The following is a 15,439-nucleotide window of genomic DNA, read 5'->3' as shown; positions in this document are numbered from 1 at the left end:
CTCCGTAGGAGCGGTCTCGCCTGGCTTTCGCGCGGGCAGGAGCTGGAAGCAGTCCACTACTGCGAGGGCATAGCCCCCGCTTGCGCGCCCGTTTGGAGCGCCCCCAGCGCCTCGAGGTCTGTCATCGCGAACACCGAGGTCGAGCAATCTCGGATTAAGCAGGGCCCAAACTCCGCGTCGGCCAGGGCGTGAAGATCAGCTGCGCCTTGCTGGATCGGTTCGGTCGACATGAGGCAATCGTTGCCTGTTTCGCACCGCGGCGCGGAAGTTTTCCACAGGGGCTGTAGGAGCCGTCGCGAAGGGCAACATGCGGCGGTTCCCGACACCTAGCGTGGGCACATGACCAGACCCGCTGCGGAGCTTCCAGACCTGTCCTTCGTGGTACCGGCAGCTAACGAGAACCGGTGGAGCGACCTGTTGGCCTCCTTGATCGCAACCGACCCGGATCCAATGGCGGGGCTCGTCGGGGTCGCCTTTGACACCGTCCAGCGCGAGGTGGTCATCCCCGGTCAGGACGCCCGCAAGTCGGATCGCCTGGATCTTCTGCTGGTAAAAGGCGGCGTTGCCGCTGCTGCTATCGAGGTCAAGCTCCTCTCGGATCTCGGCCCCAGGCAATTGGAGCGCTACGTCGCAGCCTTCCCCACGGCTCAGGTTCACCGCGTACTGCATCTCGATGGGCTGCCAGTCAATCTGCTGCGGACGCGGCCGTGGGAGTCACTGACGTGGGAGTCGGTGCTCCGCGCCTACGCCTCGAGTGCGAACGCTTGGGTGGCCACCACTGCGCAGGCGTGGCTTCTCCAGCTCCCCCAGTTAGTTCCAGAAGTCGGCGCTGGCACGGTTTGGAACGATGTACCTGACGACGCTCCCGGTATGGAGCTTGCCCTTCGCGCACGTATCGCATGGCTATCGCGTCAGCTGGACGGCTGGTGCCAACTCCCGCACGACATCGAGCCGTCCTCGGGTGGCGGAACGTGGGCCGTCCGGATCTGGACGTCTTCTCGCTCTCCGGGGCACCTGGTGACAGCCGAGCTGCAGGAGGGCATGACGGCCTTCGAGTGGAAGCCCGACCCAACCAAGCCGTATCGGCAACGGCTGCGCGGCCCCGTTGTTCTTCTCGGCCTTCGTCAGGACGACATCGAGACGTCGGCGAACTTCGACTGGACTCAGCTTCACGCCATGTTCGCTGAGCACATCTTGGACGAGAACGGCTCGACGCGGGACGGCCGAGCGTGGCACGTGACGGCCGCTCGGCCCGGAGACCCGGTCGACCGAGCGAATTGGGAGGCGATCGTCGCGGCCGGTGCCCCGCGATGGCTCGGAAAGGGTTGGGGCATGAAGGTTGCCAGGAGCGCGCAGTCCTGTTTGTTCGGTGCCCGCTTCCAGCTACCGCCAGACAGCACCCTCGGGAAGATCGAGGCGGAGCTCAAGCGACTCGAACCGGTCATCGCCCGCATGACGTGATGCCTTCTGCCCTGGGTCCCGATCCTGCCCTGGTCAGTCTTCGAGGCGCTGTTCATCGGGCGGATAAAAGTCGTACTCAAGGGGCACGAGGTCATCGTCGTCGGGTTCCCATGCGTAGAGCCTGAGCTCGCCGCTGGCCCCGTCGACATTGCCATCGCTGTCTAGTCGGATTCCAGCGACAATGCCGATCACACATTCGCCGGGATGCTCACGGGCGAACGCCACCTCATTGCGCGTCACGATGACCCGTTCGCCGGCGGTCGTCGTGCCCTCTGCTTCGAGGTAGATCACGTCGCCGCCCTTCGTCGCCTTGGCGTCGAACGGATTGCCGTAGCGGAGGTCTTCGACGTCCCAACCATCTGACTCGTAGAGAGCCGTCAGCCGATCCTGGGCGAGGTCCTCGATCTGCTTGCGCAGGATGGCGTCGAGTCGACGCCCCTGCCTCTCCCCCACGGAGCCTGTAGGTGGCGTCGGGTCCTGTGAGCCACCTACCGACGCGACGTGTTCGGACCACAGTCGCTCAAGCCCCGCCACGACGGCAGGATTCACCTGCGTACCGCTTGCCTGCGGCTCCCACTGCCCCTCCGGCAGCTCCGCGAGCAGGCTCTCGATCGAGAGCGGATCGTCGGGGTCGATCACGGTGTCCCAGCTGACGTCGGCGTAGTTGGCGATCGCTCCTGATCCGTCCCAGTGCTCGGCTTGGAACACCGAGGACGTGAATGTGCCGCTCGCGAAGATGCCGCGCTCCGGTACGCCCTGACGGAGCAGGAAGGCGCGATCGCCCGGGACGATCTTCTTCGTTGTGCCGCCGGTCGACCACCTGCCCTCGACTGAATGTCCGGCGGCGGTCGCGAGGATCCAGTCCGCAAGGAGATCGGGATCCATGTCCCACTTCTTGGGGTTGTTCGTTAGCAGGAAGGCATCCGGATCGGCCACGCCGCTCGGATCGCCGATGTAGGCAATGGTGTTGCGTCCCGTTGGAGCTGGCAGACGAAGGAATGCCTCGCGCACGGGGTCGCCGGGCGGCAGGACCCTTCCCTCCAATGACCACTTTCTGCCAACACCGCGAGGGTTGGACTCCTGCTCACGACCACTCAGCTCGGCAACGACGCGGATCCTTCCGTCGTAGGACAGCGTTGCGTAGCGCTCGTTGTCGACGCGGTCCCCGAAGGTGTGCCGGCCCCGGTTGTGATCCCAGTTGACCTGGTCTGAAGCATCCTCGTCCCAGCCCGCCCAGGTTCGGCCCATGGAGTCGGTCGCGCGGTCGATCACGAACTTCTCCTTGAGTTTGATGTTGACGGCCACGCCTCGAATCTCCTCGGCTACTTGATGACCGGTCGCGCTTTGGCGACGAGAACGTCTTGCCGCAGTTCGGCTGGGTCCAGAAGGAGGCCAGCGTGCATGGCGGCGCTCGCCGCCAGGTTCAAGGCCACATGCGGCAGGCAAGACACGTCCGAGATCAGGTCACCGGAGGCCGCCATCGTCAGCAACTCAGCGAGTCTCCGAGCAGCCGCCAGCGCGTCGGCGTGGTCCTGCTGCCCGTCGACTGGCTCGGGTTTGCCGTCGCTCGTCACCATCGCTTCGGCAATCAGCAGGTTGGCTCGCCCAGCGAGGAACGCATCGGGCTGGGTCGTCGCGACGACGTGCACGGTGGATCGGTCCGCGACGTAGCGCAGGAGCCACGGCAGCTGAACCAACCCCGTCGCCAGGACACCCGCACCTGCGCCGGCGCTCCATGACCGGTTGTGTTCCCCTGCCCTGGCCCGACCGAGGTCTGCCCAGCCCATGGCTTCGGCAGCTGGCACAGGAACCGAAAGAGGACACTCGAGGGCCAGCGCAACACGGCCTGACTCGAGCGCGGACACAACGGCATCGCCGAGTTGGCTGGGGTCGTCTTGCCCTCGTTGGGCCCCATCAGCGGTCGACCAGGAGAATCCGCCCTTCCGTCTGACTGAGCCCACATCGACGCCAAAGATTTCTGAGCCGCTGAAGACATCCGGGTTCGTCATTGCAGCTCCGGCTCTTCCCTGCGCCGTCCAGCCCGACGCGGTGCGCAACCGTCCCACGTCACTGCCGCATCGCGGTGTCATCGGTCTCCTCCATCAAGGGCGCTCTTTCCCGCGTATTTCTTCCTGAGCGCAGAGAGCCTGAGGCGAAGCGGCGTCTTCGGGACCTTGGCAAGGTTGAGAGGAGGATCGAGCTCCTTGAGGATCTCGGATTCCAGCTGATCGAGGGTGTCGACGTCCACGACGGGAATCGGGATCACCCGGAGATGGGCATGCATCCACCGAGTCAGTTGCCCCTCGTCGATCGTCGGCTGTCCTTGGGCCTCGGCGAGGATCGATCCGAGGCTGCGTCGGAGGGTGGAAAACTCATGCTTCTTCCCCAGGTGCATGGTGGCGATCCGACCCCAGAGGGTGTTCGAGGACGCTGCGCCGCCGCTTCGGGTTGCGCCAGCCAGACCGGCGTAGATGAGGCCGGGTTGGACGGGGTGGCCCAGGCCCCGCGTCAGGTCGCCCGCGCCAACCTCGTCAACCCACCAGCTGTACATGCCCGGCACGCGGAGATCGGCGCCGCCGCTCGCGATGATGTCACTGAGCGACCTGGCCGTCTCGTCGTCTCGGAGCTGCGAAATCACAATCGAGCTGGCAGGTCCGCCGATGCCGTTGTGTTGGAGATACCAGGACAAGCGCCGGCCGAAGGAGAGGCCCCTGAGTTGGTCGAGCACGTGAGCACCACGTGGCGTGAGGGCTTCTTCTACCGACTCGACGTAGGCCGCTCCGGCATGGATGTCGACAAGCAGGCCCGGCAGCGAGCCAACCGCCTGCTCCAGTTGCTGAGCGACCTTCTCACCCCAAGCCGTTCGATATTCGCGCGAGGTGTCGGGAAGGTAGCGCTCATAGGGCTCGAGCCACTCATCGGGGCTGATCAAGCCATGCTCGGCGGAAAGAATGAACCACGGCCGACCACTCGCTTCGGCGTAATTCCGCATCTTCGCGAAATAATCCGAGACATAGAGGTCCTTGGCGGGCGCTCCGTGGTCGAGCTTCGTCTTCACGCACCCCACCAGGACGACGTCCGCCGGCTGCGCCGCCGGAACGGGGGCGGCGGCAGTGGGCGGTGTCGTCACCACGGGGCTGCGGCTAGGAGCGGGAGACGTGGGTGCCCGTCGGCCTCCGCCGCCAATAGTGAAGCCGAGGTTCTGAAGCCAACGACGCGAAGACTGCGACTGGAAGCGCTGCCGATCGGACACCCCCGTCGCGAGCGAGATGACCTGCTTTACCGGCCAGCGGGTGCCGTCGATCTCGACCCAGTACTCGCGAACATCCTCCGGCACGTGGCCCGCGAGCCGTGCACGGACCAACTCCGGCGTCAGCTCGAATGACTCGCCGTCCAGTGTGAAGTGCATACCTATTGATATCGCGGCAGTCCGACAGAAGTCCGGCGATAGTTCGACTGCGCGCGAGGCCTCGGCCGCCACCTACGACGGCCGATCTCCACAAAGTTGTCGCACCCCCGTGGCAAGGTGGGTTGGCTGACTGTCAGAAGCATCAAGCGGAAGACGGCTCATCGTCTATTCGCTTCTACGCCCTGCCAGGAGGTCTGTCACAGATGTCGTTCGAGGTCGTCGACCACGGCACGTTCGCCCGGCAATGGGCCGTACAGAGCGCCAAGATCGGCTGGATGCTCGGTGCGGGAGCCAGCGCAGCCGCCAAGGTGCCGACTGCCGACCACATCATGATGGATCTGCTCCTCAGGATGTACGCCGATGCACACCAGCTGGTCCGCCAAAGCCTGTCCCTCTCCGAGGCGAAGGACCGGGACCGCATCCGCGAGTATTACGACAACCGCAATGGGATGCCGGCCCTGTCGGATCCCTCGGCCTACAGCGTTGCCTTCCAGCTAGCCCTCCCCGACGCGGGCGCGCGGCGCCAGCACCTCCGCTCGCTGTTCGAGGGCCGGTCTCCGTCTTACGGACAGCGGATCTTGGGTGCCTTTGTAGCCGCCGGACTCTCCGACCTTGTCATCACAACCAACTTCGACGACCTCATCGAGAAGGCTGTTGAGCAAGCCCAGGTCACACTCGGCGACTCCACCCGCAGCCGGCTGGGCGTCGCCGACCTCGGCAACTCTGGCCAGGCGAACCTGGCGCTCAGCGATAGCGACTTCCCGTTCCTCTTCAAGCTCCATGGCGACTTCCGCGACCGCGAGCTCAAGAACCTTGAATCGGAGCTGCAGGCGCAGGATGCGAACATGCGCCAGGCCGTCTTGGACGCCAGCCGTCGCTTCGGCCTGGCAGTGATGGGCTATAGCGGCCGCGATGCGAGCGTCATGGGCATGCTCAAGGAGGCGGTAGCCACTGAGGGCGCCTTCCCCGCTGGCTTGTGGTGGATGGGCCGCCAACCGGAGACGGTGCTGGCGCCGGTCAAGGAACTCTTCGACGCCTGCGCGACGAGCGGCGTGTCGGCCTACTTCGTGAGGATCGAGACCTTCGACGAAACTCTGGGCGCTCTCGGGCGTCAGGCTGACCTTCCCGACGCCCTCCGCGGCTACGTCGACGGCTTGCAGGCGAAACCACGTGCGGTCGACAGCGGACTCCCGCAGCACGATCGGGGTTCCCTGCCAGCCCTGCGGATGAACGCGCTACCGGTCCTGGAGACCCCAACACGAGCACTCCGCGCAACGCTGACGAAGGTTCCGGATCGCAAGGAGATGGGCCAGGCTCTTCACGACGTCTTCTGGCGGGGTGCGGCAGTGTCCTCGGGGCGTCAGCTGCTGGCTTTGGGGAGCGTCGAGGTCCTCGGCAAGGGGCTCGAAATCGAGGGGTCCATCGAGCAGTGCGACATCAACCCAGCCGTCGAGGGCGCGCCTACGGTAGAGCGCGCGCTCATCTATGAGGCGCTGGCTCGCGGACTCGCCCGGGACCTCCCCGTCCAAGCGCGAATCCGCGACTCGGGCCACCGCCTGATCGTGACGACCGAGCGGAAGGATCGACCCGACAACGAACGCCAAGCGCAAGTGCGACGGCTTCTGCAGGAGGCGTACGGAGAGGACCTGACCGGCCAGTGCCCAATGAAGCTTGGGCGCGGAGCCGACGGGAAGGCCCGCCGATTCGGCGAGTCCGTCGAGCTCTCACTCGAGTGGCGGCTCGGGGTCCTGTGGCTCCTCTTCGTGCCGCGCACCTGGGTCTCTGCGCTTCCGCCCGCCGATCGGCGCAAGGGGCAAGGAGATCCTGCCTCGGCTTGGCGAAAGGAACGCTGGGTGAACCGGCGCAATGAGAAGTGGGCGGCGATCATCGACGCCTGGGCGAAGGCCATCGCTCCTCACGACCATACGGAGGTATCCGTGTTGCCGGCCGGCCTCAGCGAGCGAGACCTGATCGGCGGGCACTTCGTACTGAGTAGGACCACCGCATACAGCCGGGAGGCCAGATGACTACCCAGGTGATCGACAGCAGGCTCCCGCCGCACAGGCTACTGGACGAGCCACTGCTTGCTTTCGGCCACGGCGGCAGCGACAAGCACCCGCTGCGCGGCCTGCAAACCCACGGTCCCTATAGCCGGGACTCCTTCGGCACTGCTGACATCCGATTCGCGGTCATCACAACCACGGCGCTCTACCCTCGGGTGCGACAATTTCTCGGCACCCTCGTAAGCCAGCATCGACCGACGGATCGGCCGAAGTACGTCCCGCCCTACCCCGGCTTCAAGAATGTGTACGGAGTCGACCTCACTCCCGCTGACAACTCGATCGTCCAGCTCGACCCGGGCAGCGCCAACGCTCCGGATCCCCACTTCGCGATCGCTGCGGCCCTCGCCCAAGCAGCTCGGCAGCTCACCGCGACACGATCGAGCTGGGACGTCTTGATCGTGGCGCTGCCCGCAGCGTGGCGGCAGTGGAAGGTGTCGAGCGACGGCGCCTTCGACCTCCATGACCAGCTGAAGGCCTTCGCTGCCCCGCTCGGCATCCCTACGCAGATCGTCTGGGAAGACAAAGCCATCAGCTTCAAGCACCCCTGCAGCCTCAGCTGGCGCCTGTCGATGGCCTTGTACGCCAAGGCAGGAGGCGCACCGTGGCGCCTTCACCGCACGACTGATGCCGACGTGGCATACGTCGGCTTGTCGTACGCGATTCGGGGCGGCACCTCGGACGCCTTCGTCACGTGCTGCTCGCAGGTGTTTGACGCCGACGGCGGCGGCATGGATTTCGTGGCGTACGACGTTGGCCAGGGTGTTGACCTCGACAACCCTCACCTCACGCGCGATCAGATGCGGGCCGTCATGAGCCGAAGCGTTCGGCTCTACCAGGACCGCCACGCCGGTAACCTGCCGACCAGGATCGTCGTCCACAAGACCACCCGCTTCCGCGACGACGAGGTAGACGGGGTCTTCGACGCTTGGGATGCCTGCGAAGAGGTGGAGTGCGTCCGAGTGCAGGCGAGCACGCCCTGGCGCGGAGTTCGCCTGGTCGCAGCGAAGCCGGGCCAGGGCCCGAGCCAACCGGCCAACTGGCCTGTCCAGCGCGGCACACTGCAGTTCCTGTCTGGTCGCGATGGCCTGCTCTACGTCAACGGCACGGCAATCGGTCTAGCAGCCGGGAACAACAACTTCTACCAAGGCGCCAAGAGCATCCCCAGCCCGCTGCTCATCACCCGTGACGCAGGCTCGGGGCCGCTAGAGCGCACCGCCGATGACGTGCTCGAACTCACCAAGATGGACTGGAACAACGATGCGCTCTACGACCCCCTGCCGGTGACGATCAAGTACTCACAAACGTTGGCGCGAGTCATTGGGCACACGCGGGGGCTTCCCGACGCGGCCTACCCCTACCGGCTGTTCATGTAGTTCCCACCGGACCGAATCGTCACCTGCGAGCTAGTCGGTCCGCCTTCGCGGGCTGGAGCGCAAGCCAAGACTCGCCGCCCGATGCCCAAAGCTCCGTCATCTTTCGGAAGGGGCTCGTGACGCACACGGTTGTGGTGCCGAAGTCGACACGCCGGAGAGACCGTCATACCTCGAGTAGGCCCTCAAAGATGAAAGCGACGAACTTCCCGAGCATCACATCCTCGCACGTGGCCCATCTGACGAGTGCAGATTCGTTGCGATTCCGCGCGTCCCGGACGCCGACACGCGCGGAACAATCGCACCCATGAAACTGCATCAGGTCATGACCAATGTCTTCCTCGTGGAGGGCATAGCGTCCAACTGGGTCCTCGTGCGTGACGGCCGAGACCTCACGCTTATCGATGCGGGCTATCCGAAGGACATTGACGGACTCGTCGCGTCGGTGGCGCAACTCGGTCACCGGATCGAAGACATCCGCGGTGTGCTCGTCACGCATGCGCACGTCGACCATATCGGCGCCATACCGGCGCTGCTGGCGCGGCACGCGGTCCCGACCTACGCCGGCGAACACGAGTTGCCGATGCTCGAGGGTGAACGGCACGAACAGGCCACCACGTGGGACGTCATCTCCCGGTGCTGGCGGCCGCGTGTTGCGAAGTGGGCGGTCACGATCGCGCGTGCTGGAGCACGGACCAGCATCCAGCTACCGGAAACCCGAGCGCTGCAGGCAGACTCGCGGTTGGACCTGCCCGGCGCACCGCGCGCAGCGGCGTGTCCGGGCCACACGTCCGGCCACACCGCGTACTTGCTCGGGGAGACCGGCATCGTCGTCACCGGCGACGCGCTGATCACCGGCCATTCGATCGTCGCGCGCACCGGACCGCAACTCGTGCCCGCGTTCTTCAGTCACGCCCCGGCTCAGATGAACGCCGGACTTGATGCGCTGGCGAGGCTGGACGCCGACACCGTCCTGCCCGGGCACGGCCCGGTATGGCGAGGGCCGTTGACGACCGCCATCGAGCAAGCCCGCAACTGACCTGTGGACAAGCAACTCCGTGGCCGGCCTCGTCTCCGGTACAAAAGGGGTCATCGGATCGAGGAGGCGCAATGTCAGCCGACAACGAGCAGTGGACCGGGCCACTACCGGCGGCACCAGGTTGTGACTGCCACATCTGCCGGCCCGACGAGGACTACGACGCGCAGGATCGTCGCGTCATCGACACCGTGCTCGAACACGGCTGGCAAGTCATCTTGGTGGCCGATGACATCGGGTGCGACGGCCCTGATCACCATGACTGGGAGGGGCCCGAAGACCCCGACCCCATGCCGGCGTTCGCTTACACGATCGGCCTCGGGCACCGAACGGGGCATCCGGAGTTGCTGATGTCGGGTCTCGACACCGGCCTCATGCATCACTCGCTCAATGCCGTCGCTCGGCGGATCATGGGCGGGCTTCGCCTCCGTCCAGGGGACGCACTCGAGGATGTCCTGGCCGGAGTTCCGGTGGCAGTCGAGGAAGCCAGTGATGCCGCCCTCCGGGAGACCGTCACGTGGTCCGGCTGGTTCCACCGTCGCAAACCGGACGCGCTGGCGATCGTCTGGCCCGATCGCAATGGCGTGTTCGCGTGGCAACCGGGGGCCCCCGACATACTCGATGAGGTCCAGCCGCGCCGATGGCGTGTCCCCATCCGGCACACGGGCGGTCTGGCGGTCGATCCGGCCTGGGACTTCCCGGTCCCGCCGGACCACCGAGTGTTCTCTTGCACGCACGTCGTCGACGGCGGCGGAGCCGTCCTGTGGGTGGCCCGGCAATCGGATGGGGTCCGCGGCGAGGACTGGAGCGTTCACTGCGGCGCGGCCGGCCACGAGCCCGACGACATACGACTGGTGCACCTAGCTCGTCTGATCCGCTCGGCGCCCAGTCTTCGTGGACTCAGCAGGCTCGGGCTCGACACCGAGGCGTGCCGCCAAGCACCCGACTCTGCCTGGGAGACAGCCACACTCGCCACGTGAACCGTCCACTTCCGGTCTGCTCAATCGCTCAAGTCAGCGCCGACATCGCCTGCCACTGCTTCCACGACAACGCCCAGTCGTAGAGCTCGGTGCGGGTGTCGGCCAGCTTGACGTTGGTGCCGCGTACGTCGATCGGGTCACCGTAGATCGCGGTCTGGTAGTACGCCTTGCCGTCCGCTGGCGACAGGTTGATGCAGCCGTGCGAGACGTTGGTCTTCCCTTGGTATTGCACGGTGTCCGGGTTGGCGTGGATGAACTGGCCGTTGTTGTTGAAGCGCACGGCCCAGTGCTCGATCTCGTCGTAGTGGAACAACTTCGACTTCATCTCGATCGTCTCCTTCTTGTCGGTGACGATGTTGATGCCGGTCCGGGTGTTGCGGCGCGGGTCTGAGTCAAGGCCGTATGACGCGGGGTAGGTCGCTACCTTCGCGCCGTCGCGGTAGACCACGATGTTGTGCGTGCGGGCATCGGCGATGACCACCTGCGACCGGCCGATCGTGAAGTGCCAGTCGAGGTCTTGCACGCCGGTGACACCGCCGCCCCAGTCCAGGTGTGCCAGCGGCAGCACGACGTGGACCTCGGTGTGCGCCGGCCAGTACTCCTTGGTCCGGAAATGCACCGCCGAGTTGGGCGCGTTGTCCGGCAGCCAGGCCCACGACCCGACGGCCGGCTGCCACGCGGCGTTCGAGCCCACCGGGCGCATCAGCACCTGCAGGTGCTTCTCGACAGCGGCCCGGTCGGTGACCTTGGCGCCGAACTCGACCGCGATCGGCGCCGCGATGCCGACGACCTTGTCCACACCGATGTTGGCCGTCGCGCGAACCGTCCGGGTGGCGGGTGTCGACGTCACGGTGCCCTCGCTGGTCGCTCCGGCTGGGGTGACGGCCGTCCAGGACCAGGTCGCCCCGGGGCCGATCGGGCCGGCGCTGACCCACGACTGCGCATCGGGAGCCAGGGTCCCCTTGACCGCAGCGCCGTCGGCATCCTGCACCGAGAACGATCGCAGCGGTGCGGACGCGGCGAGCGTGACCGGTGCACCGAACGCCACCGCACCCTCCTGCAGCCCGGTCACGGTCACGTCGGCGGGTTTCGCCGTCGCCTTCGAGGTGGCCGACGAGGATGCGGTGTCCAGGGGCGCAGTCGTCTGCGAGGCGCCCGCGCCCCGGGCCGTATGGCGGTCGCCGCACGCGGCCACACCCACCGTCGCCGCAGCGAAGGCAGCACCCATCGCCACACGTCGACTCACTGCACCGGACACGCCATACCCCCGAGGTTTCGAGCACTTGCACTCGCCAAGGTATGACGCACTGCCCCGGCATCCGAAATGGCGCGCGCCGCTCACAGCGAATCGAAACCTAACTGTCACTCACGGCGGTCGCCGACGACTTGGACGATCCGTCGCGCCACCATCAGCGCCTTCTGACGCTCGTCGTTCAGCGCTACTTCGCGCGCCCCAGCCTCCACCACACCCACGCCGCGGCGCCAGCGGCGAGCACGGTCACGGCCAGCGGTATGGCGCTGCCGCCCTCGCGCTGCGCGTATTGACCGCGGATCGTTCCGCCGGAGCGCCAGGACAGGATCGACCGGTCCGACTGCGCGGACAGCAAGGCTGTGTTGCTCTGGAAGGACAGGGTCGAGAACATCGACATCGCCGAACCGAAGGACAGCAGGGATGCGAACGAACCGACGGAGCCGACCGAGAAGGCCGACTGCACCGATCCGATCGAGCAGAACGACTCCGTCGAGCCGATGCTCAGCACGCAGTTGCGCGAGGCCAGCGACCACCGCGAGGTCATGACGGCCGCGCCGGAAGCTCGGCCGCGAGGAAGTCCACGGTGTTGCGCCAGGCCGTGGCCGACGCTTCGGCGTGGTGGAACATCGGGTCGGGGTTGTCGAAGGCGTGGCCGGCGCCGGCATACGTCTCGAACCGCACGCCGTCACGGCAGACCGCGGCACGGATACGTTCGACGGTGTCGGTGGTGAGGTAGTCGTCGGCGAGTCCGAAATGGTGCAGGCTCGGCGCGGTCACCTTGTCCGCGAGGTCGAGCAGGCCCGGGATGGCCGAGCCGTAGTAGCTGACGAGCACGTCCACGTCGGTGGATGCGGCGACGTTGAAGGCCAGCCCGCCGCCGAAGCAGAAGCCGAAGACGCCCACTCCGCCGTCGATGTGCTCGTCGTCGCGTGCGGCGGCGACGGCGCAGATCCCGTCGGCGACGGTGGTCGGCCAGTCGAGGCTGTTCATCAGCCCCATCGCCTGTTGCAGCACGTCGTCGCGGGTGTCGTCGATCTCCGCATCGTCCAGGCGCCAATAGATCTCGGGCACCAGCACCACATAACCGAGGTCGGCAAGATCGCTCGCGCGTGCCTTGATGTAGTCGGTCACGCCGAAGATCTCCTGGAAAAGCACGACTCCTGGCCCGGTGCCGGCCTCGGGCAGGAAGCGCAGGCCCGGCATCGAGCCGTCGTCGGTGAGTATGTCGATCCGCTCGCTCATCCCAGCAGTCTCCTCAGATGCCCGCGGCATTGTCCACGCCGCCACGTACCGGAAGGTCGTCGAACACCGGCGGCGGCTCACGCCACAGCTCCGGCAGCGTGCCGGCGCGCGCGTCCTGCACGGCGCGCCATACGCGTTGCGGCGTGCACGGCAGGTCGATGTGCCGGACACCGACATGACTGACGGCGTCGATCACGGCGTTCTGCACCGCGGGCGTCGACCCGATCGTCGCCGACTCGCCGATCCCCTTGGCGCCCAACGCATTCAGCGGCGTCGGTGTGATGGTCGACGCGGTGTCGAAGTCGACCAGGTCCATCGCGCTCGGCATCGCGTAGTCGGCCAGGGTGCCGGTCATCGGCTGGCCATCGGCGTCGAAGACGACTTCCTCGTAGAGCGCTTGGGCGATGCCCTGGGCGAGCCCGCCGTGTTGCTGACCTTCGACCAGCAGCGGGTTGAGCACGCGCCCGCAGTCGTCGACGGCGATGTGCCGCAGCGGCCGGACGTGCCCGGTCTCGGTGTCGACCTCGACCACGGAGACGTGGGCGCCGAAGGGGAAGGTGGAGTTCTCCTGGTTGACGTCGAGGCCCGCCGCCAGCTGCTCCCCCGCGTCCCGTGCGGCACCGGCGGCCTCGGTCCAGGTGACCGTAGCGTCGGGCACGCCACTCACTCCGAAGGTGCCCTCCTCGGTCAGCACGATGTCGTCGACGGCCGCCTCGAGCAACGTCGCGGCGTGCCGGCGTGCCTGGTCTCGCACGTTGGCCGCGGCTGCCACGACCGCGCTGCCGCCCAGTTGCAGCGACCGCGACCCTCCGGTGCCGCCGCCACGCGGCACGACGGCGGTGTCGGACTGGACGTAGCTGATCTTGTCCATCGGTATGCCGAGCGCGTCGGACACGAGCATCGAGAACGCCGTCGCATGCCCCTGCCCGTGCGCGGAGGTGCCGGACGACACCGTCACCGTCCCGTCCTCGTGGACGGTCACCGAGCCGAACTCCGAACCGCCGCCGGGCGCCGTCACCTCGACGTAGACGGCGACGCCGATGCCCAGTTGCAGGGTGTCGCCCCTCTCCCGGCGCCGTGCCTGCTCCTCGCGGAGTGCGTCGTAGTCGGCGAGCCGCAAGGCTTCGCGCAGTGGAAGGTCGTAGTCGCCCGAGTCGTATGTCGCCCCGGCCAGCGTCGTGACCGGAAAGGCGTTGGTGTCGATGAAGTTTCGCCGGCGCAACTCGACCGGATCGAGGTCGAGTTCGTCGGCGGCCAGGTCCATCATCCGCTCGATATGTGCGGCTGCTTCCGGGCGGCCGGCGCCGCGGAAGGCGCCCATCGGAGCGGTATTGGTGACGACGGCGGCGGCGTCATACGCGAGCAGCGGGACGTCATACACACCGGGCACCATGAGCGCGGTCATGTGGATCGGCAGCGCTCCGCCGAAACCGGCCCATGCGCCGGCGTCGCCGATGACGCGGGCCCGCAGGCCGGTGATCCGGCCGTCTCGGGTGAGGCCGAGCTCGTAGTAGCCCACCTGGCCCCGTCCGTGCATGGATTGCAGATTCTCCGAGCGGGTTTCGACCCAGGCGACCGGCCGGCCGAGGGCACGCGCGGCACCGATGACAGCGGCGTGTTCGGAGATCATTCCCGCCTTGCCGCCGAAGCCACCGCCGACGTGCGGGGCGATCGCCCGCACACGTTCTTCGGGCAGTCCGAACTCCGTGGCCACCATCGCCCGAAACCCGTGCGGCATCTGCGTCGAGACGTGTATGACGAGATCGTGCTCCTCGGTGCCGGTGGGATCGACGGCGATGGCGTTGCCCTCCATCGGCACCACCGCGACGCGCTGATTGACCAGCCGGGCACGCACAACCACTTCCGCGCCATCGAGCGGATCTCCTGGTGACGCCGAGCGATTGCCCGCCACCAGGTTGGTGCCCAGCTCTGGGAACTGCAGCTCGGCATCCGGTGAGAGCGCTTCCTCCGGATCGATCGCGGCGGGCAGCGGATCGTAGTCGACGTCGACCAGCTCCACGGCGTCCGCCGCTGCGGCCGGAGTCCGCGCGACGACCAGCGCGACGGGTTCGCCGGCAAAGCGCACCCGATCGATCGCCAATGGCGGCCTGGGCACCTTGTCGTTGACCACCATCAAGCCATGGTGGGCAGGCAGCGCGAGGTCGGTGGCGGTGTAGACACCGACGACGCCGGGCGCTGCGGCCGCTGCTGCCGTGTCGATGCTGCGGATCCGCCCGTGTGCCAGCGGAGATCGGACGAACGCCGCGTGCAGCAGACCGTCCAACCGGAGGTTGCCGACGAAGGTCGTCGCGCCGGTCACCAGGTCGGCGTCTTCGACCCGGCGGACCCTGGTCCCGAGAATTGAACCTGCCATGCAGCAGACGCTACGCCGAAAGTGGGTCGAGTAGCGGCGAGGAACGAGCCGCGCCCGCACGCCGGTCGAGTAGCGGCGAGGAACGAGCCGCGCCCGCACGCCGGTCGAGTAGCGGCGAGGCACGAGCCGCACCCGCACGCCGGTCGAGTAGCGGCGAGGCACGAGCCGCGCCCGCACGCCGGTCGAGTAGCGGCGAGGCACGAGCCGCACCCGCACGCCGGTCGAGTAGCGGCGAGGCACGAGCCGCATATC

At 67.0% G+C, this 15,439-nt stretch carries 12 protein-coding genes; 5 read left to right on the top strand and 7 right to left on the bottom strand.

The annotated features are described in order from the left end of the window. Positions 1-339: 339 nt before the first annotated feature. Positions 340-1,461 (top strand): hypothetical protein, encoded by a 1,122-nt coding sequence (locus ACYVBN_RS04425; protein WP_460599456.1) that lies wholly within the window; start codon positions 340-342, stop codon positions 1,459-1,461. 33 nt (positions 1,462-1,494) lie between these two features. On the opposite strand, the gene ACYVBN_RS04420 is transcribed toward ACYVBN_RS04425, so the two are convergent. The 3 genes from ACYVBN_RS04420 to ACYVBN_RS04410 all read right to left on the bottom strand — a co-directional run bounded on the left by ACYVBN_RS04420 (position 1,495) and on the right by ACYVBN_RS04410 (position 4,870). Beyond that, entirely contained in the window at positions 1,495-2,766 is a 1,272-nt protein-coding gene (locus tag ACYVBN_RS04420) for a protein NO VEIN domain-containing protein (RefSeq protein ID WP_460599455.1), read from the bottom strand. A 17-nt stretch (positions 2,767-2,783) separates the two neighbouring features. Then, positions 2,784-3,470, bottom strand: coding sequence for a hypothetical protein (locus ACYVBN_RS04415; protein ID WP_460599454.1), 687 nt, complete (start codon positions 3,468-3,470; stop codon positions 2,784-2,786). Positions 3,471-3,547: 77 nt separating this feature from the next. Next, entirely contained in the window at positions 3,548-4,870 is a 1,323-nt protein-coding gene (locus ACYVBN_RS04410; RefSeq protein ID WP_460599453.1) for a DUF6884 domain-containing protein, read from the bottom strand. A 203-nt stretch (positions 4,871-5,073) separates the two neighbouring features. Here ACYVBN_RS04410 and ACYVBN_RS04405 point away from each other — a divergent pair, with 203 nt between their 5' ends. The 4 genes from ACYVBN_RS04405 (at position 5,074) to ACYVBN_RS04390 (ending at position 10,319) form a co-directional block, all read left to right on the top strand. Continuing rightward, positions 5,074-6,897 carry an SIR2 family protein gene (locus ACYVBN_RS04405; RefSeq protein WP_460599452.1) on the top strand — a complete coding sequence of 608 codons (1,824 nt, stop codon included), beginning with the start codon at positions 5,074-5,076 and terminating at the stop codon, positions 6,895-6,897. Next, entirely contained in the window at positions 6,894-8,306 is a 1,413-nt protein-coding gene (locus ACYVBN_RS04400; RefSeq protein WP_460599451.1) for an argonaute/piwi family protein, read from the top strand. The genes ACYVBN_RS04405 and ACYVBN_RS04400 overlap by 4 nt, the downstream gene beginning before the upstream one ends. 304 nt (positions 8,307-8,610) lie before the next feature. Then, entirely contained in the window at positions 8,611-9,342 is a 732-nt protein-coding gene (locus ACYVBN_RS04395) for an MBL fold metallo-hydrolase (RefSeq protein ID WP_460599450.1), read from the top strand. A 71-nt stretch (positions 9,343-9,413) separates the two neighbouring features. Beyond that, positions 9,414-10,319, top strand: coding sequence for a DUF4262 domain-containing protein (locus ACYVBN_RS04390; protein WP_460599449.1), 906 nt, complete (start codon positions 9,414-9,416; stop codon positions 10,317-10,319). A 28-nt stretch (positions 10,320-10,347) separates the two neighbouring features. On the opposite strand, the gene ACYVBN_RS04385 is transcribed toward ACYVBN_RS04390, so the two are convergent. The 4 genes from ACYVBN_RS04385 to ACYVBN_RS04370 form a co-directional block, all read right to left on the bottom strand. Continuing rightward, a complete protein-coding gene (locus tag ACYVBN_RS04385; RefSeq protein WP_460599448.1) occupies positions 10,348-11,547 on the bottom strand; it encodes a L,D-transpeptidase in 1,200 nt (399 codons plus the stop codon). Between the two features lie 211 nt (positions 11,548-11,758). Further along, positions 11,759-12,115, bottom strand: coding sequence for a hypothetical protein (locus ACYVBN_RS04380; protein WP_460599447.1), 357 nt, complete (start codon positions 12,113-12,115; stop codon positions 11,759-11,761). Further along, positions 12,112-12,813: a dienelactone hydrolase family protein gene (locus ACYVBN_RS04375; protein ID WP_460599446.1), complete on the bottom strand. Its 702-nt coding sequence runs from the start codon at positions 12,811-12,813 to the stop codon at positions 12,112-12,114. The genes ACYVBN_RS04380 and ACYVBN_RS04375 overlap by 4 nt, the downstream gene beginning before the upstream one ends. 13 nt (positions 12,814-12,826) lie before the next feature. Then, entirely contained in the window at positions 12,827-15,436 is a 2,610-nt protein-coding gene (locus ACYVBN_RS04370) for a xanthine dehydrogenase family protein molybdopterin-binding subunit (protein WP_460599445.1), read from the bottom strand. Positions 15,437-15,439 lie beyond the last annotated feature (3 nt).

Source organism: Flexivirga lutea (assembly GCF_054778955.1).
This window is presented reverse-complemented; position numbering and strand designations above follow the sequence as displayed.